The sequence below is a fragment of the Rhodoferax sp. PAMC 29310 genome (assembly GCF_017948265.1).
GTDB lineage: Bacteria > Pseudomonadota > Gammaproteobacteria > Burkholderiales > Burkholderiaceae_C > Rhodoferax.
This window is the reverse complement of sequence record NZ_CP072852.1, coordinates 2,363,501-2,375,892: the sequence shown is the minus strand read 5'-3', so window position 1 is coordinate 2,375,892 and position 12,392 is coordinate 2,363,501. Positions and strand designations below refer to the sequence as shown.

The following is a 12,392-nucleotide window of genomic DNA, read 5'->3' as shown; positions in this document are numbered from 1 at the left end:
TTCTTGTCGCTCAGGCACCAACGGTGTCGGAGCGCAGCTGGATGGCAATAGGACGCACGGTATTTTCACAAGGCATTTGGCAAACTTTTCCATCCACGCCCGGGCAATCCCGGTTGAAGGTGACCACATGGTCGACCTGGGCGCGAATGCCGATCCACTCCCCGACCTTGTGGTCATGGTGGCTGGGCACGTGGGCCATCACCGTCTCGCCACTGGCCAGACGCAGGGTGTAGAGAAACTCCGAACCCCGAAACGCCTTGCGAACAATTTGCGCCTTCACCGGCGCGTCATCATCGTGCACGATGTCATCAGCCCGCAGCAGAACGTCACAGACGCCACCTGCAAAAGCGCAGGGCAGGGGGCACTCGGCCACATCGGTCAAATCGCCCAGAGGGGTTTGCACCACCACTTGTTGCCCGACCTGGCGGATGACTGCCGGCGCAAACACACCGTGCCCAATGAACTCCGCGACAAAGCGGGTGGTGGGGCGGTGATACAGGGTGTAGGCGTCATCCCACTGATGCAACTCTCCCTCGTGCATCACCCCAATGGTGTCGCCAATGGCAAAAGCCTCTAGCTGATCGTGAGTGACAAACAGGGCGGTGGTTTGGGCCGCCTTGAGGATGGTGCGCACCTCATGGGCCAGGCGTTCGCGCAAATCCACATCCAGATTCGAGAAGGGTTCGTCCAGCAACAACAATCGGGGCTTCGGGGCCAGCGCTCGCGCCAAAGCCACGCGCTGCTGTTGCCCGCCAGACAGTTCGTGCGGAAAACGGGCCTCTTGACCAGCCAAGCCCACCAGCTCCAGTACCTCCGCCACACGAGCGGCGCGTGCCTTTCCGGGTAAGTGGTGAATGCCAAAACCGACGTTGCGTCCAATTGTCAGGTGCGGAAACAACGCGTAGTCCTGAAACACCATGCCAATCTGGCGGTCTTCGGGTGCAAGATTGAACGATGCACTGCTAACGACCTCGTCTGCCAGTTTGATGCTGCCTGCTGACACCGGTTCCAGGCCCGCCACGGCGCGTAGCAAGGTGGTTTTTCCACAGCCGGAGGGGCCAATCAAGACCCCAATGTCACCCGCGTTGAGGCCTAGCGACACCTCGCGGACAGCAGGTTGAGGGCGGCCGGCGTAGGCCACGCGGAGTTGGGAGACCTCTAAGAACATGGGAACAATTGTAGATGCTTACAATTCTCATTTACTTTACGCGCTTGCCTCAAGTCGGGTGATCTTCCTCATGCTGTTTCGCCGGCTTCGCCAAACCCTCTTTTTGCTCTTGACACTGGCTTTCATGCTGCCGGTGTTGGCCGTGTTCTCCTCATGGCTGCCTGGCGGCGATTCGAATGGCGTGGCCGCCCAAATACTGCGGGAAATGCGTAGCACGGTATTGCCAGATTACCTCTGGACCACCTTGCGACTTTGCGTGACGGTCGCAGTCGGCGTGATCGTCGTCGGGCTGACCGCGGCCGCAGCGGTGACGCTGTTTGATTTTCCTGGGCGAAAACTGTTTGAATGGGCCCTGCTGCTTCCAATGGCGATTCCCGCCTATGTGGTCGCGTACGCCTACACCGACTTCCTGCAGTTTGCCGGTCCGTTTCAGACGCTGATTCGCGACGTTTTTGGCTTGGAGGGGCGCGTCTTTCCTGAGGTGCGAAGCGAAGGGGGCGCGGCGCTGGTGTTCATCTTTGCCCTGTACCCCTATGTCTATCTGCTGGCGCGCACCGCGCTGGGCGAGCGCGCCTCACAGCTAATGGAAGCGGCCCGCTTGTTGGGGGCGCCCATGCGCCGGCGAATTTTGGAGGTGGCTTTGCCCTTGGCCCGGCCGGCCGTGGCCGCAGGCACCGCTCTGGCATTGATGGAAACGCTGGCCGATTTCGGTGTGTCAAGTTACTTTGGCATTCAAACCTTCACGGCCGGCATCTACAAAGCCTGGCTGTCGATGGACAACCGAATTGCCGCCGCCCAGTTGGCGACCTTGCTGCTGGCCTTTGTGGCCTTGTTATTGTTTCTGGAGCATCGCGCGGAGAAGCGCATGCGTTTTTCTGCCACGCGGGGGACGCGGGCCGGTTCCCTGGATGCCCGCCCCTTGAGGCTGCACGGGCGGGCCAAATGGCTGGCGTGGTGGGTGTGCAGCGCCCCCATCGTGATGGGTTTTGTGCTGCCTGTGCTGTTCATGCTTCGCCCCTTGGTGGCGGATTGGTCGGTGCTCTCGTGGGGACCGTTTCTGGGCTGGACACTGAATAGCCTGCGTCTGGGCGCGCTGAGCGCGGTGCTGGCCGTGGCGCTGGCCCTGGTGTTGGCCTTCAATCTGCGCCGTCGCTCAGATTGGACGACCCGCTGGACGGTCCAGCTGGTTAGCTTGGGATATGCCGTGCCGGGTGCTGTGATCGTGGTGGGCCTGTTGTTGCCGGTGGGGTGGCTGCAATCGGTGGCACCACAGAGCGGGGTGGGCTATGTCATGACGGCCACTTCCCTGGGCCTGGTTTGGGCCTACCTGGTTCGGTTTTGCGCCGTCGCCTTGCAGTCGGTGCAAAGCGGCTACGCCCGTATTCCCCTGAGTTTTGATGACTCTGCACGGATGTTGGGTACCGGTGACATGGCCTTGCTTCGACGCGTGCATTGGCCCTTGTTAAAGCGCTCAACGGCAGCAGCCACCTTGTTGGTTTTTGTCGATGTGATGAAAGAGCTGCCCGCCACGCTGGTGCTGCGGCCGTTCAACAGCGACACGCTGGCCGTGGTCGCCTACCAGTTGGCACGGGATGAGCGCCTGGGCGAGGCGGCCCTGCCTTCATTGGCACTGGTGCTTGTGGGTTTAATTCCCGTGGTCATGCTCAGTCGCACCTTGCGTGCCCCCGCTCACTGACCCAATTGCGACTGCCGTGAGTGGATGTCGGCGTACTTTTGATGCAGTGCACAATAAAGCCCTCATCCCGCCCATTTTTCACGCAGTTCAAGGAGCCCTGTCATGCCTCTCGTCGTCTTCAACCAGAAAGGTGGGGTTGGAAAATCCACCATCACCTGCAATCTGGCAGCCATCAGTGCCAGCCAGGGGCTCCAAACCCTGGTCATCGATTTGGACCCGCAGGGCAATTCCACCAGCTATTTGCTAGGCGACAGCGCGAGCGACGATCAGCCCAATGTGGCGGGCTTCTTTGAGCACTCTTTGAGTTACAGTTTTCGCCCGGTGCCGCCGACCGAGTTCATTGTGGTCACCCCGCATGAAAATCTCCATGTCATGCCTTCCAGCCCTGCGCTGACAGAATTGCAGACCAAGTTGGAATCGCGCCAGAAAATCTACAAACTGCGTGAAGCGTTGCAAAAGCTGGGCGAGACCTATGACCGCATTTATATCGACACACCACCGGCGCTGAATTTCTTCACCCGTTCCGCCCTTATTGGGGCCAGCGGATGCCTGATCCCATTTGACTGCGATGAGTTCTCCCGCAAAGCGCTGTACACCTTGATGGACAACGTACAGGAAATTCGGGCCGATCACAATCCTGATCTGGTCGTCAAAGGCATTGTGGTGAACCAGTTTCAACCTCGCGCCAATCTGCCCCAGCGCATGGTGAACGAGTTGATCGAAGAAGGCTTGCCCGTGTTGCAGCCCTACCTGCCATCGTCGGTCCGCATCCGGGAATCACACGAGCAGTCTCTGCCCATGATTTACCTCGACCCCAATCACAAGCTGACGCTGGCCTTGGTGGAGTTGCACGAAGCGTTGGCGGACTAACTGGCTTGCTCGGCGTGATGCCGTTGCCGGAGTTGAATCTTTGCTATCAGAAAAGTAGCGTTATGCGCTGACTTCCACTGGACTAATCTTCTTTTTCCCCGGGGAAAAGTGCCGCAGAGTCATGAAGTTGAATCCGGTTCTTCCCCGCCTTTTTCGCGCGGTACATCGCCGCATCCGCCCATTTGAGGATTTCGTCGTGGCAAGCGGCCTCGTTCACAAACAGGGCGATACCGATGCTTGCAGTGCAGTGGTGCTCGACAGTTGAACTCTGCCGTAACTCATCCTGAACTTCTAGCAAATAAGGTTGCTTGAGCGCATGGGCAATCTTCTTCGCGACCGCGTCAGCCAATTCGGCCGCATCCCCTTGATGCCGGCTCAGGGCGGTCAACAACACCACAAATTCGTCGCCACCAAAGCGCACCACCAAATCGGTTTCACGCACGCATTGCTGCAGCCGCCGTGCAACTTCAATCAGCAGAAGGTCACCGGCGGCGTGGCCGTAGGTGTCGTTCAGCGGTTTGAAGTTATCCAGGTCCAACAACAGCAGCGAAGCGTAAAGTTCGCTGCGTTTGCTGGCAACTCGGGCCTGATTGACACGGTCAATCAGCACCCGCCGATTGGGCAGGCCAGTCAACATGTCCTGAAAAGCCAACTGCAGGACGTTGTCCGCCACCTGCATGCGGGCGCGACTCTCCTGTTGGAGCAGGGCGGTTCATTTTTGTTCTGTGACATCGCGCCAAGCGACCTGAATGGCGGGCGCCCCCTCGTGATCGATCAGGGTCGCCTGGGCTTGCACGTCCATGACGGCGCCGTCGAGTTTGATGAACCTCATCTCGGTCAACGGCGCATTCTCTTGCTGGCCAATCAGAGCACTCATTCTGGACAATGCCAGGGGGAGATCGTCAGAATGCACCCGGTCTTTTGACGGTTGACCCAGCAGCTCTTGGGCGGAGTCGGCCCCATACAACTCGATTGCCGCCGGGTTCAGATAAACGAAGTGACCATCGCGAAGAATATGGGTGGCTTCCAGAGACCATTCCACCAGCGCGTAGTTTTTGGACTGGGCCTCCAGCAGTGCCTGGGTCAGTCGCTTGATTTCACTCACGTTGACCAGGTTGATCACCGCGCCCGTTGGTCCGAGGTTCTCGCTGCGACAGGGCCTGACTGTGGCCTCCATCCAGTTGCCGGCAGGCGCCAGCAGGTGAGCCGTCTGGGAGGCGGGATGGTCCAGGACGCATTGCGTGGCAACGATCAAATCCTCGCACCCTTGCATGTTGGCAAAAACATGGGCCAGAGGACGCCCTGCATCCAGCCAAATCAGGTTGGGAATGATGGCCGCATGGTCCGTGAAGCTGGTGACGCGCATATTGGCGTCAACGAAAACAACGGACACTCCGGCGGCATCCATGAGGCGGAGCGCTTCGGTGTGAATGGCAGGCAGTTCGTGCAAGGTGAAGTCCGAAAATTGAGGCCAATAACAGCGAGTCACTCGCTTTACTTCAGGCCACTCTAGCATCCTTGGGACGAGGGTCAATGACCCTGATGGGGGATGGGCCACGCGGCAAGCCACTGAATTCCCTAGCGCGGTTGCTCGATGGGGGTGGTTTTTTGGCCCAATGGAGGTGCCAACAAGAAAAAGGCCAGACGCCTTTTTAGTGTCCAGCTTTTGAAATGGTGCCCCCGACAGGAATCGAACCTGTATCTGAGACTTAGGAGGTCCCCGTTCTATCCGTTGAACTACGACGGCAGCGCCCCGCATTGTAAGGGGGCTGGGCGGTGACTCAGTCGTAGCGATGGGTGAAGATCAGGTCGACTGCACTTTGGTTGCCCGTGGTCGCGCGCAGGGTGAAGCGACGTGACAAGTCGTAAAACACTTGCAAGGTGCCCACCGCACCCGCCAACCCGGTTTCATAGGCCACATAGAAGTCCTGCGACAGGCGCTTCCCCACTGTCAATGTGGCCCCACTGACGCCACCGGTGCCGCCGCCGACGGATAGTTCGTCCAGCCCGATCCGTTGCGCTAGGCTGACCCCGGTGCCATTGTCATTGCGCCCCATCAAGGCCAGCGCCGCCTGTTGCAAAAGGGCGGTTTCTGCCCCGCCCCCGTTGGGTGAGCGGCCCAGCACCAGCCAGGCCAGCTTCTCCGCCTCGGGCAACTCGGGGTCGGCATACAGGCGAACGACCGGCGAGCGCGCCGTGCCATTGATTTGCACACCAACCCGCTGCGACAGCTTGGACCGCAGAGCCAGCACGTTCAAGGACGGGTTGTCGTACGGGCCCGTAAAACGCAACACGCCTTCTTCGATGTCGAGTTCCTGGCCGTAAGCCTTGAAGGTGCCACGGACCGTGCTGACCGTGCCGGTCAGACGGGGCTGGCCATTGGTTTGCGCCGAGCTGGTGAGCGTCAATTTACCCGCCAATCTGGAGGACAAACCGCGGCCTTTGACCTGAAAGTCCGGGCCAAGGTCAAGCGTGACGAGCAAATCTGGCGTGATGGCGTTGGTCGATTCTGCGGTCGGGCGGCTTGCGGGCTCAGTGTCGGTCCGGCCCCGTACGACCACATCCTTGCCCAGTTGGGGGGCGGAGTCATCGGGCAGAATAATCAAAGCCTCATCGGTCGTCAAAGCGCCCCGAATCGCCAATTGGTTGTCCGCCAGTCGCGCAGTGAGTTGGCCGGACATGATCAGGCGGCGGTCCACGCGCGAGCTCATTCGCAGGGATTTCAGCGAGGCATCCAGATCCATTCGCAGACGGGCCAGCGGGCTGGCAGGCGGTGTTTTACCGGCTGGCAGCCACTCCACCAAGCCCTTCATCGACAGCTGACCGCCTTGTGCACCACCGGCGCCTTGCAAAGCGAACTCGTCGATGATCAGGCGCTGCCCATCCAGTCGGGTGGTGAGTGTTCCTTGGCTGAAGTCAATTCCATCCACCACTGAGCGCACTGCCATGTCTTTGGCCTGCAGGCGCCCATGCCAAAGCGGCGTGCCCAATGTGCCAGAGAGTGTGGTGTCCGCGTCCAGCGTGCCGCTGAGTCGCCAGCCTGGCGGGGCCAATAGCGACCAGGCGCCCACCGGCGGCAGTTCAGCGCTGATTTTTCCGGCCAACGGAGCAGTTGGGGTCCAAGTCCAAAGCCCGTCTTTGATCGGCAAGCGTGTGCTCGCGGTGGCATTCAGCCGCCCGGCGCGCTGGCTGTCCCAAATCAGGGTGGCGCCCAGGTTTTCGTTGTTGGCGGTCAGCACCAGGCGTGCATCACGCAAGCCGGCGCTCAGGGCCACGGTTTGGCCGTCTTCTCCCAGCAGCTGCAGGTCACCACTGGAGCGTTCCACAATCAAGGTCAGGTTCAAGGCGTCGGCACTGACGGCGTCCCACTGGCCGCCAAAGACCAGGTCGCCACGCAATCCGAGGTTAACCAACGGGGTTTTACCCAAAAATTCGATCCAGCCCAAAGGCAGTTGGCTGATATTGCCGCGAGTCGCCCATGCAGTTTGTCCCGTCTTGCCGTTGTTGCGGCGGGACCAGTTGGCGGCTTGCCAGTTGAGCTGGGCTGTGCCGGGTACAGGGCCGGTCAAGCTCAAGGCCCCTGCGCCCACCGCCAGCGACTGGCGGGTGGCGTCTTGCTTCAGGTTGAGGCTCACTTTGTTGGTGAGTTGGGCAGTCCAGGTACCGCTGGTACTGGATTCCTTGGCCGTCAACTTCGCGGTGTTGATCTGCGCTTGCCACTGACCATCAACTTGTTGTCCGCCTTGCAGTTGGGACTGCAGGGCCAATTGGTGGGTGGGGGTGTTGAGCTTGGTCTTCACCTGGAGTTCAAGCGCACGCAGGGTGCCAGTCAGGGTCAGTTGGGTGTCACGCAGCCCCAGTGTGGCCTCCGTGGCCTTCGGGCCCGGAAAAAGGTCGAGTTTTTGTGTGTCAATGTTGGCTTTCAGATTCAGTGCCTGGCCTTGTTTCTGCCAGCCTCCCTGCCACCGGGCGGACAGGTCCGCACCGCCCTGGAGGTAAAGGTCGGTCAGCCCTTTCGGCATGCCGGGCAGGCGGGCCAACCATTGAGTGAGCACGGCAGCATTGCCCGCTTTGAACTGCAGTGCCCCATCGCCGTCAGCGCTGGTCATGCGGCCGGCCAAGTTAGCTTGTGCCCCGGGCACGACCAAGGCCAATTGCCCCTGGGTGGCAAGTGTTTGGGTGTGCACGGTGGCTTGGCCGGTCATCTTCGCGTCGTCTGTTTGCACCAGCAGCGAGTCGAGCTGCAGAGTTGGGGCGCGCCAGAGACCACTGGCCTGAACCGCTTTAAGTCGCAAGCCGCGCAAGGTTTTGGAAAGCGGCACGGTCTGCCTGATCGATGGCTGCAGACTGGCCTCAAAACGGATGCCTTGAGGGCCTTGTTCGGCCGTCAAAGCACCATCCAAACTGATGGTGTCCAACCGGGTGTCCAGTGCCGCCGGGTTGATCTGACGGGCGGTGCCCGAGACCTTCCAGTCGGTGGGTGAGGCTGCTCCGTCGGGGCCTTGGGTGGCTTCACCGCGGGCCAGCAATTCACCGCCAGCGCCTTTGGCCTGCAGTGATTTCAACAGCCAGCGACCGCCGTCAAACATAACCTGGGCGTTGATGTCTTGCAGGGGCAGGGACTGCTGGTCCCACGGGCCACTGCGGGAGTTGCGGGCCACTAGCGAGCCTTGCCAGCCGGAGCCGGCTGGCGTGACGCTGGCTTCGCCGCTGAGATCGGTCTTGGGCGCTTGGGGCCAGAGCGCCGCCAGGTTGAGCGACTGCCACCGTCCCTTTGCCTGAGCCAGCGGCTGCGCGTTCCATGGCTGTATTTGGGCGTTTAAAGTGGCTTGCGGGTTGCGCTGAGCTTGGCCGCCCAAGGCGGGAAGTAGTTGGGCTTGCAATGCCAGTTGGGAATCCGCGTGGCTCAATTCGCCCGTTATGTCGGCCTTGGCGGTGACGGTGATGGCTTGGCCGCTGCCCGGTACTTCGGTGCTCACGGTGCCCTGAAGCTTGACCTCCACCGCCATGGGGGCGAGGGCTTCCAGTTTGGCCTGCAAAGCGTATTTGCCAGATGAAATAAGCACTTGGTCCAAGTCAAGAGTGTGGTGAGTGCTATTAAATTGATAGCTTCCCTTGAGTTCTGTCGCTACCAGGGCCGGAGGGCCCATCCATTCGACCGTGTTGACTGCAAACGGCAGACTGACCTTGATGGGCAGGCTGAATCCTGATGGGGGCTCCTTGTCCTCGGAGGGGCTGGGAGGCCGTTGATCGTCAACGCGCAGGTGTTGGACGGTTACTTGACGGATGCGAAGCTCGCCGTCCCACAAGGGGCGCAGTGTCCAGGCCAACTCAACATCTGTGGCCTCCACACTGAGTTCACCTTGGCGCCAGCGCAAGCTGCCAATGCGGCCGCCATCGCGCAGGGAACCGGTCACTTCGCTCACCGAGAGAGACTGATCTGCTGGCAGATAGGGGCCGACACGTGCCAAGAGGGTCGACAACGAGGTGGCCGAACCGCCCCACAACCATGCGCCACCCAGCAAGGCCAGGACAAGTACCACCACTGAAAGCAGCCCCAGCAGGGCATAACGAAACACTTTCATCAGAAATTAAAACCTACGTTCATGTGCAGCCGAAGTCGCTGAGTGTCGAGACCATAGGCCAAGTCGATTTGCAGCGGCCCAATCGGGCTCTTCCAGCGAACACCCGCGCCAACGCCCACTTTGTGATTGAGGTTGGAAGGGGCGTCCGCGACGCCACCTGCGTCCACGAACAAGGCGCCTTCCCAGTCCGTGACCTGTCCGTCGGAGATGAGCGGGCTTTGCCACTCCACGCCGCCGTTCACCATATAGCGCCCAGGGGCCACCAGCCCGCTCGTCTGGGTGACCCCCAGCTCGCGGTAGCTGTAACCGCGCACGGTGGTGTCACCGCCGGTCAAAAACAATTGGGTGCTGGGCAGGGAGATGCCGTCTTTGGCGATCACCGCGCCGCCTTCCGCGCGCAACACGATTCGACCCGAGCGCAGCTGAGTGGCTGCGTTGTCGTTGCTGTCCGCCAGTGAGAAGTAGTACCGCCCGCGGGCCAGCACCCGGCTGAAGGGATCGCGCTGACCCCCCAGGGTGGTTCCGCCGCCGACTTCGACCCCCAGGCCCCAGCCAGATGAGGGGAAGGGCATGCTGTCAAAACTGCGTAGTGTGAAAGCGTAGTTGACACTGAGTGACTGGGCCACGATGGGCAATGCATTGGTGCTGGACGCGGTATCCGCCCGGTCGTATTCGAGGTAGTAGCTGCGGTCGATGCGGTCACTGTCCTGGCGGCGACCACCGCGCCACCGTTGGCTGGTGACATCAACGCCCCCAGTGTTCTGGTTTTGAATCTGGGCGGAGGTGATCCAGCGCCAGTTGTCCATGTCAGGGGGGGCCGTCAGTTCGGTGCTGATGGCACGGGTCTCGTTGTCGAGTGAAATTTTGGACAGGGCGCGCCAACCCAGCCATGGCAATTTGTGATTGGTGTGCTCCAGCGACAAACGGGGCCCGCTGTCGGTGCTGATACCCACTCCCAGCACGATTTTCTTCAACTTGCCTTCGCGCAGTTGCACGACCACCGGTGCGTTTTCAGGGTCGCCGCTGGTATCGATCGAGACATAGGCCGAGTCAAAGTACCCGCTGTTGGCCAGTCGCCGCTGGGCAGCTACCAAGTCCAATTGGTCATAGTCGGCACCGACCGGCAGGCGGGCCAGCCGGGTGACCAGTTCCTCGTCATAGCGCTCCAAGCCGTTGATCTGGAGTTTTCCGAGTCGGTAGTTGGGGCCGGAATCCAGGGTCACGTTAAGGCGGACCAGGTGGGCTGTTGGGTCGATGTCGGCCAAAGACTCGCCCAGTTGCCCGGCAGGAAAGCGCTCATTGGTCAACTGGCGCAACGCCTGCAATTTGGCCGCGTCCCACCGGACCTGGGTAAAGCGCATGCCATTGCGAAAAGACCAGTCGTTTTGAATCTTCTCACGCTGTAGTTGGGTCGTCGGGTCTTGGCTGATGGCGCCAGTGAAGGTCAGGTTGACATCGCTCACAAGCGTGGGCTCGCCCGGCACCACCGTTAACGTGACGGTGCGGCGGCGTTCCCCATCGGTGATGTCCAATTCAGCCTGAATCTCAGGCGAGAAGTAGCCGATCGTGCCAAGCAGCGCGCGGCTGTCTTCCTTGGCGACCAGCATCAGCCGCCTCAGCTCGTTGTCGCTCAAATCGCTGACTTCGCGGTAGCGTTTGATCTCCAGGTGGGTGTTCAGCAGATCGCGAATGGCATCCGGGGCGTCCACCTTCAGTTCAAACGTGGTTGCTGCGGCCACTTCGCTAGTGGGCGCAGCGGCAGGCGGTTCCTGAGCGACAGCCCCAAAGGGGAGCCCGATCATCAGGGCAGAAAGGATGCCCCATTTCATTTGGACAGCAACCGCATGGTGTCCTCGAGGCCTTTCAGCGTGAGGGGAAACATGCGCTGATTCATCAGTTGTTGAACCACACTGATGCTTTGGCGGTACTCCCAGACGCCTTGCGGCTCGGGGTTGATCCAGGCGAACTTTGGGAACGCGCTGGTCAGGCGACCCAGCCATTCGACGCCGGCTTCTTCGTTGCTGTATTCCACACTGCCACCGGGCTGCAGAATCTCATAGGGGCTCATGGTGGCATCGCCCACAAAGATCAGTTTGTAGTCTTTGTTGTATTTGCGAATGATGTCCCAGGTCGCAAACTTCTCGGCAAAACGGCGCCGGTTGTTCTTCCACATGAAGTCATACACGCAGTTGTGAAAGTAATAAAACTCCAGGTGCTTGAACTCTGCTTTGGCGGCTGAGAACATCTCCTCGACCCGCGTGATGTGGTCGTCCATTGAGCCACCCACATCCATCAGCAGCAAGACCTTGACGTTGTTGTGGCGCTCAGGCCGCATCTTTATGTCCAGGTAGCCAGCGTTGGCAGCGGTGGAGCGGATGGTGTTGTCCAGATCCAGCTCGTCTTCGTGCCCCTCCCGGGCAAACTTGCGCAGCCGGCGCAAAGCCACCTTGATGTTGCGCGTGCCCAGTTCCTGTGTATCGTCGTAATCCTTGTAGGCGCGTTGGTCCCAAACCTTCACGGCGCTGCGGTTGCGGCTTTTGTCCTGGCCTATGCGAATGCCTTGCGGATTTTGGCCATAGGCGCCAAAGGGGCTGGTGCCGCTGGTTCCGATCCATTTGCTGCCGCCTTCGTGCCGTTCCTTTTGTTCTTCAAACCGCTTTTTCAGCGTCTTCATCAGCTCATCCCAGCCCATTTTCTCGATCTTGGCGCGCTCCTCAGCGCTGAGATCGAGTTCCAGGTTCTTGCGCAACCACTCCAGCGGCACCTCTTTGGTGAAGTCCGCCACCATCTCGATGCCTTTGAAATAGGCTGAAAAAGCGCGGTCGAACTTGTCGAAGTGTTTCTCGTCTTTCACCAGTGCCGTGCGGCTCAGGTAATAAAAGTCGTCAATCTTGTAGCCTGTGGGGCCGCCCTCAAAGTCTGGTTCAGGCGTATTCGGCCCCACCACACCTTCTTTCAGGGCTTCCAGCAGGGTCAGGTATTCCTTGACGGACACCGGTAACTTGGCCGATCGAAGGGTGTAGAAGAAATCAAGCAACATGATGGGGTCTCTGAGTCATCGCCAGCGGAAATG

General features: G+C 60.2%; 8 protein-coding genes and 1 tRNA gene. 2 read left to right on the top strand and 7 right to left on the bottom strand.

The features are described 5' to 3' along the window. Positions 1 to 10: 10 nt before the first annotated feature. The gene (locus tag J8G15_RS10885) at positions 11 to 1,168 is read right to left on the bottom strand and encodes an ABC transporter ATP-binding protein (protein WP_210541943.1); all 1,158 of its coding nucleotides are present in this window, start codon (positions 1,166 to 1,168) and stop codon (positions 11 to 13) included. 70 nt (positions 1,169 to 1,238) lie between these two features. Between J8G15_RS10885 and J8G15_RS10880 the strand changes: the two genes are divergently transcribed. Both J8G15_RS10880 and J8G15_RS10875 read left to right on the top strand, forming a co-directional pair. Beyond that, complete coding sequence (locus J8G15_RS10880; protein ID WP_210547549.1) at positions 1,239 to 2,864, top strand: iron ABC transporter permease; 1,626 nt, start codon at positions 1,239 to 1,241, stop codon at positions 2,862 to 2,864. Between the two features lie 102 nt (positions 2,865 to 2,966). Further along, positions 2,967 to 3,734, top strand: coding sequence for a ParA family protein (locus J8G15_RS10875; RefSeq protein ID WP_210541942.1), 768 nt, complete (start codon positions 2,967 to 2,969; stop codon positions 3,732 to 3,734). An 82-nt stretch (positions 3,735 to 3,816) separates the two neighbouring features. On the opposite strand, the gene J8G15_RS10870 is transcribed toward J8G15_RS10875, so the two are convergent. From J8G15_RS10870 to J8G15_RS10845, 6 genes are all read right to left on the bottom strand, one after another. Further along, positions 3,817 to 4,413 carry a GGDEF domain-containing protein gene (locus J8G15_RS10870; RefSeq protein WP_210541941.1) on the bottom strand — a complete coding sequence of 199 codons (597 nt, stop codon included), beginning with the start codon at positions 4,411 to 4,413 and terminating at the stop codon, positions 3,817 to 3,819. 33 nt (positions 4,414 to 4,446) lie between these two features. Further along, positions 4,447 to 5,184 carry a PAS domain S-box protein gene (locus J8G15_RS10865; protein WP_210541939.1) on the bottom strand — a complete coding sequence of 246 codons (738 nt, stop codon included), beginning with the start codon at positions 5,182 to 5,184 and terminating at the stop codon, positions 4,447 to 4,449. A gap of 222 nt (positions 5,185 to 5,406) precedes the next feature. After that, positions 5,407 to 5,481, bottom strand: a tRNA-Arg gene (locus tag J8G15_RS10860). A gap of 34 nt (positions 5,482 to 5,515) precedes the next feature. Beyond that, positions 5,516 to 9,319, bottom strand: a complete 3,804-nt coding sequence (locus J8G15_RS10855; RefSeq protein ID WP_210541937.1) for a translocation/assembly module TamB domain-containing protein — start codon at positions 9,317 to 9,319, stop codon at positions 5,516 to 5,518. Further along, the gene (locus J8G15_RS10850) at positions 9,319 to 11,148 is read right to left on the bottom strand and encodes an autotransporter assembly complex family protein (protein WP_210541935.1); all 1,830 of its coding nucleotides are present in this window, start codon (positions 11,146 to 11,148) and stop codon (positions 9,319 to 9,321) included. The genes J8G15_RS10855 and J8G15_RS10850 overlap by 1 nt, the downstream gene beginning before the upstream one ends. Next, complete coding sequence (locus J8G15_RS10845) at positions 11,145 to 12,359, bottom strand: VWA domain-containing protein (RefSeq protein ID WP_210541933.1); 1,215 nt, start codon at positions 12,357 to 12,359, stop codon at positions 11,145 to 11,147. Before J8G15_RS10845 ends, J8G15_RS10850 begins: the two co-directional genes overlap by 4 nt. Positions 12,360 to 12,392: the final 33 nt, after the last annotated feature.

Coding starts and splice junctions, on each gene's coding strand:
- J8G15_RS10885 (WP_210541943.1), bottom strand. CDS start 1,168: ATGTTCTTAGAGGTCTCCCAACTCCGCGTGGCCTACGCCGGCCGCCCT.
- J8G15_RS10880 (WP_210547549.1), top strand. CDS start 1,239: ATGCTGTTTCGCCGGCTTCGCCAAACCCTCTTTTTGCTCTTGACACTG.
- J8G15_RS10875 (WP_210541942.1), top strand. CDS start 2,967: ATGCCTCTCGTCGTCTTCAACCAGAAAGGTGGGGTTGGAAAATCCACC.
- J8G15_RS10870 (WP_210541941.1), bottom strand. CDS start 4,413: ATGCAGGTGGCGGACAACGTCCTGCAGTTGGCTTTTCAGGACATGTTG.
- J8G15_RS10855 (WP_210541937.1), bottom strand. CDS start 9,319: ATGAAAGTGTTTCGTTATGCCCTGCTGGGGCTGCTTTCAGTGGTGGTA.
- J8G15_RS10850 (WP_210541935.1), bottom strand. CDS start 11,148: ATGAAATGGGGCATCCTTTCTGCCCTGATGATCGGGCTCCCCTTTGGG.
- J8G15_RS10845 (WP_210541933.1), bottom strand. CDS start 12,359: ATGTTGCTTGATTTCTTCTACACCCTTCGATCGGCCAAGTTACCGGTG.